Origin of the sequence: Geobacter hydrogenophilus (genome assembly GCF_018501225.1) — a bacterium.
Taxonomy (GTDB): Bacteria; Desulfobacterota; Desulfuromonadia; order Geobacterales; family Geobacteraceae; genus Geobacter; species Geobacter hydrogenophilus.
The window spans coordinates 1-15146 of sequence record NZ_JAHCZI010000021.1; the positions used below are offsets into that span (position 1 = coordinate 1).

19 protein-coding genes are annotated in these 15146 nt (G+C 47.7%); 5 read left to right on the top strand and 14 right to left on the bottom strand.

The genetic code is table 11. The annotated features are described in order from the left end of the window. Both KI811_RS18150 and KI811_RS18155 read left to right on the top strand, forming a co-directional pair. Positions 1–222 (top strand): hypothetical protein (locus KI811_RS18150; protein WP_214187883.1); only part of this gene is annotated, 222 nt, incomplete at its 5' end. Beyond that, on the top strand, positions 219–923 hold the full coding sequence (locus tag KI811_RS18155) for a M48 family metallopeptidase (protein ID WP_214187884.1): 705 nt from the start codon (positions 219–221) through the stop codon (positions 921–923). The genes KI811_RS18150 and KI811_RS18155, both read left to right, overlap by 4 nt. Before the next feature lie 324 nt (positions 924–1247). On the opposite strand, the gene KI811_RS18160 is transcribed toward KI811_RS18155, so the two are convergent. From KI811_RS18160 to KI811_RS18180, 5 genes are all read right to left on the bottom strand, one after another. Beyond that, positions 1248–2084 carry a macro domain-containing protein gene (locus KI811_RS18160; protein ID WP_214187885.1) on the bottom strand — a complete coding sequence of 279 codons (837 nt, stop codon included), beginning with the start codon at positions 2082–2084 and terminating at the stop codon, positions 1248–1250. Positions 2085–2246: 162 nt separating this feature from the next. After that, a complete protein-coding gene (locus KI811_RS18165) occupies positions 2247–2759 on the bottom strand; it encodes a TIR domain-containing protein (RefSeq protein ID WP_214187886.1) in 513 nt (170 codons plus the stop codon). 333 nt (positions 2760–3092) lie between these two features. Beyond that, positions 3093–3761 (bottom strand): recombinase family protein, encoded by a 669-nt coding sequence (locus KI811_RS18170; RefSeq protein ID WP_214187887.1) that lies wholly within the window; start codon positions 3759–3761, stop codon positions 3093–3095. 65 nt (positions 3762–3826) lie between these two features. Continuing rightward, positions 3827–4282, bottom strand: coding sequence for a hypothetical protein (locus tag KI811_RS18175; RefSeq protein ID WP_214187888.1), 456 nt, complete (start codon positions 4280–4282; stop codon positions 3827–3829). Between the two features lie 3 nt (positions 4283–4285). Further along, positions 4286–4681: a hypothetical protein gene (locus KI811_RS18180; RefSeq protein ID WP_214187889.1), complete on the bottom strand. Its 396-nt coding sequence runs from the start codon at positions 4679–4681 to the stop codon at positions 4286–4288. A 386-nt stretch (positions 4682–5067) separates the two neighbouring features. Here KI811_RS18180 and KI811_RS18185 point away from each other — a divergent pair, with 386 nt between their 5' ends. After that, a complete protein-coding gene (locus tag KI811_RS18185) occupies positions 5068–5661 on the top strand; it encodes a hypothetical protein (protein WP_214187890.1) in 594 nt (197 codons plus the stop codon). 285 nt (positions 5662–5946) lie between these two features. On the opposite strand, the gene KI811_RS18190 is transcribed toward KI811_RS18185, so the two are convergent. Genes KI811_RS18190 through KI811_RS18200 form a run of 3 tightly spaced genes read right to left on the bottom strand, consistent with a single transcriptional unit; the run spans position 5947 to position 7811 of the window. Next, positions 5947–6432, bottom strand: coding sequence for a hypothetical protein (locus KI811_RS18190; RefSeq protein WP_214187891.1), 486 nt, complete (start codon positions 6430–6432; stop codon positions 5947–5949). Next, entirely contained in the window at positions 6413–6910 is a 498-nt protein-coding gene (locus KI811_RS18195) for a hypothetical protein (protein ID WP_214187892.1), read from the bottom strand. The genes KI811_RS18190 and KI811_RS18195 overlap by 20 nt, the downstream gene beginning before the upstream one ends. Position 6911: 1 nt before the next feature. Next, a complete protein-coding gene (locus KI811_RS18200) occupies positions 6912–7811 on the bottom strand; it encodes a hypothetical protein (protein ID WP_246551872.1) in 900 nt (299 codons plus the stop codon). Between the two features lie 808 nt (positions 7812–8619). Here KI811_RS18200 and KI811_RS18205 point away from each other — a divergent pair. Next, the gene (locus tag KI811_RS18205; protein ID WP_246551873.1) at positions 8620–8886 is read left to right on the top strand and encodes a hypothetical protein; all 267 of its coding nucleotides are present in this window, start codon (positions 8620–8622) and stop codon (positions 8884–8886) included. Positions 8887–8934: 48 nt separating this feature from the next. Further along, entirely contained in the window at positions 8935–9255 is a 321-nt protein-coding gene (locus KI811_RS18210; protein WP_214187894.1) for a helix-turn-helix domain-containing transcriptional regulator, read from the top strand. Between the two features lie 275 nt (positions 9256–9530). Here the strand turns inward: KI811_RS18210 and KI811_RS18215 are convergent, their stop codons facing one another. The 6 genes from KI811_RS18215 to KI811_RS18240 all read right to left on the bottom strand — a co-directional run bounded on the left by KI811_RS18215 (position 9531) and on the right by KI811_RS18240 (position 15012). Beyond that, on the bottom strand, positions 9531–10385 hold the full coding sequence (locus tag KI811_RS18215) for a replication protein RepA (protein ID WP_214187895.1): 855 nt from the start codon (positions 10383–10385) through the stop codon (positions 9531–9533). 311 nt (positions 10386–10696) lie between these two features. Further along, positions 10697–10894, bottom strand: coding sequence for a helix-turn-helix transcriptional regulator (locus tag KI811_RS18990; RefSeq protein ID WP_214187896.1), 198 nt, complete (start codon positions 10892–10894; stop codon positions 10697–10699). Between the two features lie 63 nt (positions 10895–10957). Further along, positions 10958–11731, bottom strand: a complete 774-nt coding sequence (locus KI811_RS18225) for a hypothetical protein (protein WP_214187897.1) — start codon at positions 11729–11731, stop codon at positions 10958–10960. Continuing rightward, complete coding sequence (locus tag KI811_RS18230) at positions 11728–13044, bottom strand: tyrosine-type recombinase/integrase (protein ID WP_214187898.1); 1317 nt, start codon at positions 13042–13044, stop codon at positions 11728–11730. The genes KI811_RS18225 and KI811_RS18230 overlap by 4 nt, the downstream gene beginning before the upstream one ends. 237 nt (positions 13045–13281) lie before the next feature. After that, positions 13282–14592 carry an Arm DNA-binding domain-containing protein gene (locus KI811_RS18235; RefSeq protein ID WP_214187899.1) on the bottom strand — a complete coding sequence of 437 codons (1311 nt, stop codon included), beginning with the start codon at positions 14590–14592 and terminating at the stop codon, positions 13282–13284. Between the two features lie 78 nt (positions 14593–14670). Next, positions 14671–15012, bottom strand: coding sequence for a helix-turn-helix domain-containing protein (locus tag KI811_RS18240; protein WP_214187900.1), 342 nt, complete (start codon positions 15010–15012; stop codon positions 14671–14673). Between the last annotated feature and the right edge of the window lie 134 nt (positions 15013–15146).

Below are 15146 nucleotides of genomic sequence, written 5' to 3' on the forward strand. Positions count from 1 at the left end.
GAGAGGGATACCATAGGTCCCAGGGTGGTACACTTTTCATTCCCGCTTTTGGGCCATTATTGCATTACCAGTGACAAGCCGATCGAGGTGAAAAAACTCCGGGGCAACATCGACACTGAGATCCTGCTGACGGAGATACCACAGCTCATCGATAAACATGAACGGATCGCCGTGGAGATTGTGAAGCTAGCGGAGAAACGCCACCAGGAGTTGTTGAAGTGAGTGCGAGACGGAAAGGTGATATCTCCTACCAGGTAGTTCGGAGCCGTCGTGCCACGGCCGACATCATTATAGAGCGCAATGGGCAAGTGCTGGTCCGCGCGCCCGAGTCGATTCCCGACGAACGGATCGAGGACATGATCGAAGCAAAGCGTTACTGGATCTATCAAAACCTCGCCGAGTGGCGGGACCTGAACGCCACCCGTGTCCTGCGGGAATACAGGAACGGCGAGGGTTTTCTCTACCTGGGGCGTTCCTACCGTCTGATGCTGGTGTCTGAGCAATCGGAGCCATTGCTGCTGAAGAACGGGCGATTCTGTCTTCGGCGTGACCTGGTGGACGAAGGGGCGATAGAGGCTGCCAAGGCTGCTTTTCGAGAGTACTACATCAACCGAGGAATTGAGCGGATCACTCAGCGCGTGAATTATTATGCACCGAAGGTCGGCGTTGTCCCCCGGGATGTCGATATCAGAGAGCTCGGCAACCGTTGGGCCTCATGCTCGCCGAACGGCAACTTGGCTTTCCATTGGAAGTGCATTATGGCACCGCAAACGATCGTTGATTACATCGTGGTTCACGAACTTTGTCACTTCTACTACCTGGACCACACTGACGCCTTCTGGAACGAGGTGGATAAGGTTATTCCATCGTATCGTGAGCGGAAGGAGTGGTTGCGGGTGAACGGAGCGGGGTTGGATGTATAAGAAGTTTGAGGAGATGTGAACGGGAAGCAGAAGACAAGTCCTCTCTTGTTGGGATCCCTTCAAAAAACGGAAAATATAGCACACTAAGGGGTGGCGGATTCCTCCTCTTGAAAAATCCCAAGTTTTATATCTAAAACCGGCAATACTTTATATTCAAAAGTACGCCGAAACAAACGCCGAGAACGCAAAACGCCGCAATCCATCGTTATTACAAGGATTACTGCGTCTCCGCGAAACCCAACTTTTTGATATTGGGTTGATCAGAAGTTCGAGTCCGTGTTGGCCCCCCAGTCGTGAACAAAAGTGGGCAGTGGCAAGAGATTGCTATACGCCGTTTCTCGTAGACTTGATGTCGAGAAGATTAATTTTGTTGATCTTATCCTTGTGAATCACAACGGTAAGCCTAGCCGGATACTTGAATCGCATTTCGCTAATTCGGAACGTCCACAACATGATCTTTAGAAGATCTTCATCGCTGATGGTTTTGTGCCCTTTGATGCGTGTAATTCCCGATCCAAAGATCGTAGTGGATACGTTCTGTTGGCCGTATATATTGTTCACCTTATCCCAGAAATTGATCAGGAATTCTAGGTATTCCGGCATGGTAAGCTCAGCTCTGTTGTTCTCGTCAAACTTTGAAAATGCAGTCAGCAGATAGTCCTTGTAGACGCAAATAGTCCCGATATGATAACGCACTTTCTTTCCCAGATGTCTACGTGAATTCTGCTCTAGGATCTCGCTGCGGTCAAAAGCATAATTTTCGATATGACGATCCAGCTCTGAGATAGGCACACCAAGGTGCTTCTTGATAAAGATGCCGTTTAGCGATTCCTCGGCAATAATTCTGTTGTCCACCTGAGTATCAAAATACTCGTTAAAAGCGATCGCCTTTAACCCCTGCTGCTCAAAGATGTCACCGACTTTGATCGTAACATCGCTTCCTTCAATGCTGATATCGATTTTGTTCAGATTGTTAGACCAAACCCAAATTATAAGATAGGTTAAGGCCAATAGCACCAGAAAAATCCATCCACAAGTGATCTTGTACTTTGTTGGTATGTCAACAAAGAGCACAACCAGCGATAACGTGGTGCTTATCACGGAAGTGAACTTGAGAAACTGCGCAAATATCCTCCTATCAAAGAAACTTACCTTTGTCATGCTTTGGCCTTATTTCCTTCACGATGTATCTTTAAAATATCGTATCGAAAGATACCGGGATTTGTCTTTATCGTGACCAGAAGTCCTTATTACTCAATGCGTTCTCAATAAGGCTTTTTGCTCAGCGTGGCACGAAGAGCCGGTACATTTTTCATTGTGTCATTAGCCTATCGCATCTTTTACAGCTTGATAATCCCAGTAATAGGTTCCATCTTTGAGATAACACATAGCAACATGAGAGCCTTCATTCTTTATGGCATCTGGACATTTAGATTTTTCTACTTTTGCTGCATTGTACAATACAATAATTTTCAATCTATCACGGATAGCTTTATCGCACTCATATTCTATATAGCTACGATAATCCACTGAATACCCACGCTTGCAACTCTTTGTACTACTATTGCAACTATCACAGTATTGGCAGCTCCCACTTCTTACAGTCTTTGTATCTGATCCAACAATAAGTATGAAAGTTTTAGAAGCATCGAGTCTAGTGCTAAGTGATGTTTTAATGCTGCAGTTTAGGCTTCCGTCTCTTGCTTGCGTCAATTCGTGAGCATCGGTAAATGACAAACTCCAATATTTGCTATCATTCCATTTATTGAGTTGGTCAACTGCATCTTTATCGCCGCTCCAATCGGCTGCGATATACGTCTTTGTTCTGTAAGCCATTTCATAACCCTCCTTTTAGATAAGCTTCTTTTCAAACGCTCGAGTCATGCAGATGCTTTTTTCACTTATCTCAGATTGGCAGCGACAGCCCGGTTCCAGTAAACTAGGGATGGGCCCAAGACATTAATGGCACCTTAAATCAGGCGCTGCCCTAGATCAAGCGGAAATATATATTCGCCGGTCGATTCGTTTAGAACCGCAAATCCCAACTTGTGGAACAAAGTTAGGATTCACCCCTGTCCGACCGCGACAGGGGATCGGTGGACAAGCTTCGGCGCACCTTAGCGTGCTATATCTTCCGTTTTCTGAAGGGACCCCCTTGATATAGTAAACTCAGCAGTCTTCCGCCGTCTGCAGGATGCGACTGACCGATTTTGCAGTCCACATAAAACCGCGAGCCGTGAGGATTCGACGACTATTGAGGGCTTGGGCGGTTGCATTCAGGCTGTGTCCGGAATCCAGTAGCTCACGGATCGTTGGATAGACATCTGCTGCGTAATCCTTGGCTCGAGCCCGACGCTCTTTGAGTCCCTGGAGCTGGATTCCCTTGGTAAGGATGGCTCCACGGTGGCCACCGAGCTTTACCCCTTTCGCCTTAGCGGCGGCCAGGGCTTCCCTGGTTCGTCGGCTGATCATTTCCCGCTCGTGCTCTGCAATTGCAGCCAAGATGTGGATGGTCAGCTTATTTGCGTAGGGATTGTCACACGCTATAAAATCGATCCCCGCATCCATGAGGTTGGCAACGAAGGCCAGATTTCTGGAAAGTCGGTCCAACTTGGCTATGATTAAGGTCGCCCGGGACATCTTGCAGCGGCTTATGGCTTTCTGAAGGGCTGGTCGGTCATTTTTCTTCCCACTTTCGACCTCAACGTACTCTTCAAGCAGCTCTCCACCATGTGCCCCCATGTAGCTCCCGATAGCATTGCGCTGTGCACTGATTCCGTGACCTTGCTCCCCTTGCTTGTCGGTCGATACCCTGAGATATGCAATGTAATGTTTCATTCGCTCCGCCTTGTCGTTTTAGTCAACGCACGTTGACTGAAATGACACAGTTTTGAATTCTGACTTTAATGGCTCTGATCGCCGCCGATGATTCTGGATAACGCCGCCATTTCGGAACGGTACAGGCGATGTTTTTCAATAAGCTCTTGTAGGAAACCAGTGTAGAGGCGAATGAATATGATGAGCGCTGCAATTATCGAGCAGAAACTCTGCCGCAATCGAATTGGGAAGCTACTTACAGTTAAGACATACAGGTAAAGCGGGATCGCGATGATAGCCAGCCCGATTACTGCTACGTACCACCAGTGATAGAAACAATATTTCTGCTCAATACGTTGAGCGATCCCACCGACAGCGATACCAAGTTCCGTTGCTTCACACAGACCCATATCAAGTCGCTGCAGTAACCGTTGTTCCGCATAATCCAATCCGTGCTGCTGGGCCTCCTCCAAAAAAGTGAGCACATGGCAATACTCACGGTTACGAATTGCGTTGTCTTGCCGAGAAGGATATTCCGACATGTTTCAGCTTTGCTTGGACGTGGATTCAGTCGACCGCTTCAATCTATTGCGCCTTGAAATAAGGTCTGCGAGTACCACCAAGCAAGCCACTACCAATAGCCCCCACATGGAGAAGAGAAAGACATCGTACCCGGTGATGATTCTGGTGCGGACGTAATCGGCGATCAGGACGCCCCCAACCACCAGGGCAAAAACCTCCTGGAACACAATTATTATGATGGAGCGGTTGATAGTCTTCAACTTCCGCCGCAGCTCCTCCGGGCTTGGCTGAGCCTTAGTGGTCAACTCTGTCTGATTCCGTGACTGGATGATAACTTCGGCAAGCAATTCGGCTTGCTCAGGATTGAAGCCAGCTTCGAGGCGGTTCTTGATATCTTCATAATGGCTGTAGTTGGACATGAGTCTCCCCTCCTGCGGTTGCTGTTGACATAAAACCGAATGCTGTTGGTTTCATCTTCCATCCACTGTGTCTGTGTAGGACACAGTGCTTGAAAAAAGACGAAGGCGGCAGAGGAACTGAATCCTCGCTGCCGCCTGTCGTAGTCGGACACGTAATTGTCTTCATATACCACCTGGTCCTTTCCAGACACCAGAGATATATCTGTAATTATTGAATATTTTGTTAGTTTTGAACGCCATATAGATGCTATTATGTGCATTAGAAAATTATTTTCAAGCGAAATATTGCAATTAATATTATTTCATTTTAGTTTGCATGTGATGTTCCAATTGGCTGCAATCACTGCAGTTTTGCTCTATACCTATACAATGAAAAGGAGTGGGAGATGAAGTATCGCATTTTGCTGCCAGGGTTTATGATGCTGACTATAACAGCCTGTTCTGGTCCGAACACTGTCGCTCGCAATGTTGAAACGGCTGCTTCTCTCAACGCACTAGCCGGAGTGCCTGGTGCCGGGTTGATTGGTCTTGCCGCATCAGCGGTGGATTTGTTCTCAGGGTTTGGGAAACCTAAACTAGGAAAAACCTCAGAAAAGTTATCGGCATGTGTTTCAAAAACACCGTCCATTTTCTGGGGTGAGAATGGCCAGTACAAGTGGGGCGAATATGCTGTTTGGCGAGAAAATGGTGAAACAAAGCGAGTCAAGATAGATCAGATACCGCAGGAAAAGCTCAATTTAAAAGCTGCGTGGGTAAAGGCAGTAGGACTCATACCTCAGGGAGTTTTCGCAGAAGGCAATCAGGGCCTACAGGCTCGCAACCTCGAAGCATGGGAAAAAGGTGAGACTGTTGTAGCTGAGTATGTTGGCCTTAACGGAGCAAAGGTGGTCGCAGTTTCGAAAAATAAAGAACCATTCGAGATAATGCTGCCAGAAGAGTTAGCGGCAATCACTGACACAAAATCCAAGGGAGGCAGCTAACAATAGTGTGAACAACAAACAGATCATTTTCTTTGTTTTCGTATACTTGGTCCTCGGAACCTTCATGTGGCACACGATAGGGCTCCAGGCAACTATGGTTATTTTCATGCTTTTTGCCGCCAGTTTATTCTGTTTCGGAATCCTTCCCCGATTGTTGGGCGACAAAGGCCGTCGTTGTAGCTGCGATGAGTATTGCGGTTACAGTTACGACTACATCTACCGATATGGGGCCAAATATCCTACCGATCACCATCAATAGCCCCATAATCTGTCAAAATGTGTAATTCAGTAATAACCAAATGGGTATGGTGAAACGAAGTGTGGAGTTGGCGTTAGCAGATTTACGGCTTTGCCAAGAGCGATATCGAGCATTATTGTTTCTTGACCATCCAAATATACTTCGTTTGTCGTCCTCCCATTTTCCTGCACATAAATATGCAGATAGTGCTGATTGTCTTTTTGTCTGGCGACAATATTGAGCGTTTTTTCGACGTCGCTTTTTTCGCCATCGTTCAGCGTTTTTCCTAATTCGATCCTGGTTCCTTGTTTGCTGCTACGCTTCCAGTAACATTGCAAAAAATATTGGGTGCATGACTTGACGAATGCGAGCCCATCCAAGTTCCCATTTTGTATGATATAGCCCCAGAAATTGACTCGGACATCCGGTATCCTGTCAATCCGCATTCTGGGCTGATTTTCCAGCATGAAGGCACATGGAACTGTCTCGACTGTGGCCTCAATGATTATCCCCCTATGATGAAAACTTACCATTTTCCACCTCGTTCCATAAGTTTGTAAGGTACGTTGCCGAGACCTTCACTTTCCGCTTGCTCTGAAGATAAGCTGCGATAGGGCGGAATCCCATACCATCAGCCTTTAACTCCCTGACCTCGCCCCAGTAAGCAAGCACTTTCCGGCGTAGTACCGGTATTCTCCCTTTGCTGATCAATGTGGCAGCACTGGCCTTGCGTAGATGGGAGAAATCTTCATACTGTTCCTGATCAGCCACTCGGTAACCTTTCCCCTTGATGGTATCCCATCCCCCCTTGCGGGCGGCCGTGATGAAAGCGCAATACTTGGTGATTCGGCCAGGGATGTCGGGGCGTTCCTCTTTGATTTGGTACGCTTTCTTAACGCCATCCTGGAAAATCTCGATGATCTTCTCCTCCGGAAGCGATGCTAACCAGGAAAAGAGCTTTTTTCGATCATTCTCCGTCAGGCCGGTTATCAGGTTCAGTTGCTCGATCACGTCATCCTCTCGTGTAGGTCAGTGTTTCCCGCAGCCGGAAGTGGGAGGTTTCCAGGGAGGTCTGTTGTAGGGCCTGCTCATGGCTCATGCCGTGCTTGATGCACTCCAGGTAACGTTCCTGGGCGAAGTTGTGTTTCAGTCCGTGGCTCCCGCGGCCCGGGGCATACTGGCCGGTCTTGTGTGCCGCGGCATTGATTGCCTCCACATAAGCGAAGTAGTCGCTTTCCAGCTTTCCGTAACGGGAAATATGTTCCTCGAGCCTGCGGTAGGTCTGGACGGAGACGTAGTGTTCGGTTTCCTTGCCACCTTTCTCCACCGAGGCGACAATGCCTGCCGGCAACCCGGTGATCGGATCAGCAGTAATGCCATGCAGTCCGTCACTGATCAGGGGATTTTTCAACCGTCGGTTGCTGGGAGCGCCGACCCCTTCTGTGCGCAGGCCTCCTTCGTATTGCAATGACGCCTGCAACTGGAAAGTCCGATCGCTGATAGCGGCGATCAGCCGGAGCGGATCGGGATAGGCCCGGTTGTCGAAGAGCTTGCTCGACTTCCGAAGCAGCTTTCTGCTTTTGGCGTAGAATTCAATGCGCAACGGTTCCGTGTTCATGCGGGGTATCTCCAGAGCATGGATCTCAATATAATGATTGATGGCGTACTCGAACTTTCCCAGTGCCGACAGGATGGTCTCCATGGTCTGACGGGAGCGTTTTTTCTCAACATAATGCGCCAGCCGCTCTTCAAGGTACGCCGCCATGGTGTCGTGGAAGGACACACTATCAAGGATGGAAGTCAGTCCTTTCCCGATCATGATCGCCGAGAAACGATGAGCCTCGTACTTGTAGACCTTCCAAGAACCGAAGGAGCGGATGCCCTGGGTGCTGTCCGCCTTTGTCTCGCGCATCGAGCGGACCGCATGAAAAACCGCTTCGGTCTGTGAATGTAATGATGTTGGCCATCTGTGCAACATTGATTACCTCTGGCCGTTATGGCCCGTGTGGTGAGATGACATGCTCTTTATTACGGTAGCAGCTCCGTCTTACTGCTCTTCGTAGAATCCCTTATATGTGGACCTGACAAGTATTCCTGCCAGCTGTCCTGCTGTCTGTCGTGAGCCGGGACTCTACCGATGGATCACGCCATACAGTTCCTCTATTTGCCCACCAGTAAACAAGTTTCCAGCTTGCCGGATGTCAGGGGTTTCCTGGTCCGTCCTCAGATTCCGAGTCAACTATTGCTTCGCTGTTGAGCGGAAACACCTTCCCAGGGGTGCCATTACCGGGGGACTCCCGGTTGTCGTCGGATTACTGGTGTGCATACGATCGTGTGAGGGAGAGGAGTAACCTCAAAACGAAAGGGCCTTGCTTAGGTTGGCCAATCCCGTTGGTGGTGTCCGGCCGGGCCATATTATGGCGGCGACTCTGGTACACCGGGCAATGATGCTGCTAAAAAACTCTCCAATCTTATTAAGCTGTGAACTGTTTTGTTTGTTTACTGTTCAGCTCTAATGGCCTGATTTGATTTAGCTATTTGACGTTGAATCTATTTCTGGCGTTAGCATTTGTTTTCATTTGTGTGCAATGCGGTTGCGAATTTCTTCCCTTTCATTTTTCATTGTGAACCGAATTTGGGGAAAATTTCACAGCTCACAAGAAATATTTAGTATTGCGTCGCAGTAACATATACGTTACTATGGGACTATGAGTTATAGAGTGCTGGAGCTAATACGCGAGGATGGCAAGAGTCCTTATGAAGAGTGGTTTTTGTCACTTGATCCGTTGGCAGCTGCCAAAGTCACGGTGGCAAAGGTGCGCATGGAGCAAGGCAATCTTTCAAATGTTAAATGGTTCTCGGGCATAGGCGAGTACAAGATTGATTGGGGGCCTGGATCTACCTTGCCAAGGAGGGTACTCGGATCATCATCCTTCTTGGAGGTGGTACTAAAAAAGGACAGCAAAGGGACATTGAACGGGCTCTAGGGCTGTGGGAATCGTACAAGAAGAAGAAATCTGGAGAGAAGGTGTAATATGGCATCTACAAGAGATTATAAACAAACAGTAGTGGCACGGGTCCAAAAAGACCCCGCTTTTGCGCAGGCTCTGCTTGATGAAGCCCTGAACCTGTTTCTTAACGGAGAACCTGATTCTGCCAAGCTGATCCTTCGTGATCTGGTTAATGCTACGGTTGGTTTTGAGCAACTCGCTCAGGTAGTGCATAAGCCAAGCAAGAGCTTGCATCGCATGCTTTCAGCCTCTGGCAACCCAACCATGGAAAACCTCTCCAAGATTCTATTGGCAATCAAAGACTCTCTTCACGTCGAAATCCGCACTTCAGTTGTTTCTGTTTGATTGTTATGCGCGACGATGCGCCGATGTTGTGTTCTCGTCGTAACGTGTTTTGATTTATCCACATGGGTTGTTCCTCAACTACAGGTATTCTTTTGCTACAGGGGTTTTAAAACTACAGGGAGTCGCTGCAAGCTATTTGCTGATGAGGGTTTACGCCAGGAGCGCGCGACCTAATCAGCGCATTTCAGTAAGTGTGTCGCGACCAAATCAGCGCAGATTGGCCGAAAACGGCGCGACCTAATCAGCGCGGATAACTTATTGTTCCAACAGGCTTGTCAACGCTTTGAAATATGAAGTGGGGACGGTAGGAGTACCATGCCTGTGGTCGTTACTTGGAATTTTGCATTCGGGTAGACAATCTTGACCTTTTGCAACGCTTCCTGGAAGGCATACCGAAAATCTCTTGTACGGGTGTAATCTGCCCCAAACTGCATTTCAAGTGACGCCCAGGGTATTGGCGGTGACTGTTTCCTCAAATAGCTGTATCTGTGCGACAGCCATGAGTATATATCAATGGCCATTGGGGATGATTTAAGCGCTTTAAAAACCCGGAGATCGATCGGTACTGGGGATTTGACGAGCTCTTCAAAAAACGGTTGAGACAGCGTAACAGTTGAACGCCACCTTTTCCCGCATGAATCATCAAAGTAATTGTGCCAAAGCTGGTATTCATCAGCGACAATAATGTTTTTGCAATGTAATTCTACATGATTGTCATACGTAATGCTGACAGCTGATGAGAATAGACGTGCAGTTTGATCTTTAAGGCGTGTGATATCACCTCTTGCACCCCCAGTGCGAAACAGATCAATCTCACGCAAGAAGTCAGAAAGGTTGTCACCGAGAGTAATATGTCGATTCCCTGTAACCATCACCTCTCTGCCAACCCACGCCAGCAACAATCTGGGAACAGCACCAAATGGTAGCCCAATGCCAGGAGTGATAGCCGTCATTGTTAGTGTCAGATTACCGTTTTTTCTTTGAAATATCAGAGTGTTTGGGTCACGATGTGGCATTGATGCCTGAACCATACCACGAGCTACGTAACCTATGCTGCATTCCTCGCTTGCGGTAACTTGCTCTAAATGCTCGGCAGCATTGAGAAACTTGACAAGCCGAGGTGTGATCATGCAGTTATGGAATCGATTCTTTGTTTTATGCGCTTGATGGCCCGGTGCAACTGGACCTGCGTAATCCCAGCAGCACGAGCTGCATCCGCATAATTGTCTGTATCCCCCGAAACCAGCGACTTTATGGCAACTGCCTGCTGAGGTTTCTGGTGATCGATTGCTAAGCGTATAGCTAGATTAAGCTCCTCCACTGCAATTAATCTGCTCTCAGGATTGTCCGTCGAGCATATAGTTGCCGGAATGTCCTCATAGCTCGCATCTTCGTAGAGCACACGAATGCGATCAACGACCCAATTATGACTGCACATAACTCAGGCCTTACTGCGGTTTTCAGCCCAAGCTTGTATCTCGGCCAGGACATATCCGATTCTACGAGCGGATAGTTTTCGTTTTTGGGGAAAATCTCCGGCACATTCTAGGCGCCTTATGGAGCTTGCGGAGAGATTAATCAGCTGTGTTACTGCTTGTAGGGGAATATAAATGGTTCCAGACGAGCTTTGATGCTCCATGACGCGCCTCCACTATTCGTGATTGATCATGGAAACATCATAAAGCGGGTGGTTCCTGGTAAGTTAACTTACTAGGAAATTTTGTTCTTCTATTACCTCCTTTTTGGCTTTTGTTACATAATTCGCAAAAGTCCTCCTGCCAATTTTTTTGGTTTTATTTTTATATTCTTCAATAATAACATCATTATCCATGTATATCTCGTAGCCGTCGTCTGTGTGCAATTGATTATGTGAAGTGTAATTTGCAAAATGTTCCCATATTTTTTTGCTTAAACTTACTTTTGATTTATGATTATCAGTATTTATGTAGTTGCTGTAATTGTTTTTAAGATAGTTTTTGATTTCATGCAATACCATTCTAGATTCTTGTGATGTTTTACCTATTGGTTTGCATCTATTTATCCTACCTATTTTATCATTGATCAGTTTTTTAAATGGCAATAACTTACATTCTATAACTTTAGCATGTTTTTTATTTACATCTATATTAATACCATTGGTGCTTATTTCAAGATACATATCAATCAAATACTTTAACGTATCTACGCACATATATATTATAGTGTTATTTATAGCATTAAAATTGTCGCGTATGATTTTTCTATCACGTATATATAACAGTCTATTATTTATATTCTCAAAATTATCAGTAAATTCGAAACAATCAAATATGTAATCATAAATATCATTACCAGCATCTTCATTATCAAGAACGAGCCTTATATCTTTAAATAATATGTGTATATTTTTGATAACATTATCTACATTGACATCGCACAAGCCGTAAACATATTTGTCTATATATCTATCATTTAATATTTTGTTGTATATTCTCATATTGATATTAGCCTTTCATGGCTATTGCTAATAAGATCTTTTATTTTAGACTCCCATTTTAACAGTGCAGCTTTTTTCTCATCATTGTACTGATATTTATTGTAAATACCTTCAACCTTACCAAGGGAGTGGTTGAGTACCATCTCGACATGTCGGTGATCAATTCCAATCGAATTCATCATTGTATCCGCTGTCCTCCGTAAATCATGAGGCCCCCATTGTGAAAGCCCATAATACGGTTCCTTGACAACTGTTTTCTTGCCTTTTGGGCCTTTTTCATCTTTGCGAGAAATCCTTTTATTCAAGGCATTTGAGTCAATAGACTTGTATGCCGACTTGGTGCCTTTTCGTTTGTTGTGACCTTTTATCGCTGGGAAAACAATATCTCCAGCCCACCCAGGCTCTCCTATCAGTTCTTTTGCAAGAGGGGTAAGATACACCATGTGCGGTCTGGGTATATGCCCCAAACCGACTTTCTTTTCAGTCTTTATACGTTCTGGAGGAATAGTCCACCAGTTGCCGTCAATTTCGCTAAACCTCATGCCCGCAACCTCGCCTGGACGCTGCGCTGTGATAAGTATGAGCTTAATAGAACGCTTCACTTCGGATGTGCCAGGTCCATCGTCAATAGCCTTCCAAAGGAACCTGATTTCATCTTCATCCAGAATTCTTTCTCTTGATTTCGGAATAATTTTGGGGCTGTGTTTAGAAAATTTCAAAACAAATGGGTTAAATTCAACATATTCTTGCCGAATGGCGTAATCGTACATGCTGGCAGCTGCCTTAATGAGATTGCGTGCTGTGGCAGGCGCTCTCCTCGCAACCTTATCAATAAGGTTATAGGCATCCTTGGGTTTTAGGTCTGATGGTTTCTTCTCACCCCACTCTGGTATCAAGTCTTTCTCGAGGCAAAGCCTGTTGGCGCGACTCCAGCGTTTTGAGTGATTGTGTTCAGACCAATTTGTAATAAAGAGCTCCATGAGCTCCTTGATGGTAACGCCCGCTGGCAATGGTGTCTCGGGGGTAGAACCTTCAGGAGGTGGGGGACTCAGCGAAAGTTTGGGATCCTGTCCGGATTTGTATGCCTCATATGCTCTGTTGTATTTTTGCCTAGCTTCAAGAAGAGAGACCTCTGTAGGGTATTTGCCTAGGGCGATGGCTGCGTCTCTTCCGTGTATTTTGTATCTGTACAAGAAGGACTTGCTCCCGGTGGGGTGGACAACGATGCAGAATCCACCCCTTCCTTCGCTGATTCGATACGCCTTGTTTTTGGGCTTGAGGTTCTTGATGAAAAAATCAGTGAATGACGGCACGTCTCCTCCCGAATGGCTACTTGCATACCACTTGCATACCACTTTTTGTGTCTGCTGTCCATGGAGCTTCGAGATTACTTGTGAAAGGATAATATTGATAAAATACTGGAATGTAAAGGTAATATATTGTGTGTGGGGATGCTTCTGGTACATCGTGGATGCTTGTGAAAGACGGGGCCGCGCGCTTCCCAAGCTGAAGGTCGCGGGTTCGAATCCCGTTTCCCGCTCCAAAAAAATCTAACAATCTCTGAAAGTTATGAGGTTGTTCGCGAAACTGTCCCCGGTACTGTCTCTAAAAGGTATCGGGGATTTGCTTTTTCCGGGGATAACTAAGTCCCTGCCGAAATAGCGGAAGATGTTCTCCGCCTCCTCTTCCAATCCCTCCACGTAGTTCCCGTAGACCTCATAGACCATCTGCTTACTTGCATGACCCATGAGCTTGACGAGCCGTAAAGGATTCACCCCGATAATGAGACTCCACGCCGCGAAGGAGTGCCGGGCCGAGTAGGAGGTAACGTAGGGAATCCCGGCCTGATCCACCGCCTTCTTCCAGACCTTGCAGAAACGGCTGCTGTTGAACCGTGAGCCGTCCTCCATCGTGCAGAGATAGGAAGATTTGTTGCGAGCGGTGAGCTGATCCAGCCGCTTCCTGATCGCTTCCGTAATATTGATTTGCCTCTTCCGGAAGGCGGTCTTGAGGCTCTTCTTCTCAACGCCGAGGACATAGGAGTTGCGGACGTTGAGGTAATCCCCTTCGATATCGTCCTTCCGCAGTCCCCCCAGCTCCGAGGGGATCATCCCGGTCAAGATCATCAGTTCCGCAATGGGGCGGTAATGCTCTTCCAGGTTGTCAAGGAACGTGAGCCAGTCGGCGAAGCGGATAACCGTGTGTTCCTTCTTCTCGGTCTTGGGAAGCCGCTTTCTCAGGTTGTCGAAGGGACTCTTGATCACCCAACGGTAATGGTCGCAGGCATCATTCCAGATGGAGCGAAACGGAATCAGGATGTTGCTCTTCCTGGCCGTGGAGAGGGGCTTTCCCTTGTGAATGCCCTTTTTCCAGACCAGCGACTCCGTGAACCGGAATACCGCCATCCCGGTTATCTGGTGGAACGTCATGTTCCGAAAGGCCGGAAGGATTCTCGTTTCGATTGCCTCCCGGTAGTCCCGCCGCTTGGTCGGTGAGCCGAAGGTGGGAAAGATCATTGCCATCCACTCCTTCACATACTCCCCGAAAAGAACCTGATGGGGTTCCGGCCGGTACTCCCTTCCTTCCAGTTGGGTGAAGAACTCCTTCTCTTCCTCCGTGGCCCCCGGGAACGCCTCCGCGAACTTGAACGTCCCGTCCTCGATCCGATGCATTACCTTGTCGAGAAAGGCCCGGACCTTCCGTTCATTGGCCGGGGTGTCGTTCAGCTCCGTTGACCTGGTTATCCTGCGCCCGAAGTAGTAGAAATCCACATAGAGCTTCTTCGACTCCTTACGCCGCTTGATGGCTCCGATTTGTCTTGCTGGTTCTTCCAAGGCAAGCATGCCTTTCTTCATTCTCATTGTGTCACCTCATGGCCGTTACCCCCCCTTCAGTGTGTCTTAAGTCCGAGGGGAGCATAGCGGCCTTTCATCGCATTATCAATAGTCAAGGTTCATGACCGGCCCCTTGGTCCGGTCGAAAGTCAAAGGCGGGCGGTTGACCGGGGCTTCGCCCCGCTGAGAATCCAGCGTACCGACCGTGGCCGGCGGTGGCGTTTCCGGGGCATCCTCCGCGTTGTTCGGCCGGGTTTGGCGGTTGAAGAAAAGATCAACCCCCCAGCGGAACCGGAGCACCCGGCCGAGGCGGATATAATGGACCCTTTCCTTGAGGGCACCGGCCTTGATCCAGCCAAAGACGGTGGTCCGGGATACCTGCATCCGTTCGGCGAACTGCTCCACGGTGAGAAGGTCAGAGGAGGGGGGGACAGGATCATTCCTCATCGTCCGACCCTCCTAGCGTGCCGCGATAACCAAGCCTGATTAAACGCTTGCGGTATTCCTGTCAATGGGAACGTAAAAGTGTACCAGTTACGGGAATTGAAAAGTGTACCACTCCCTGGGAGAGAACTTCTCAA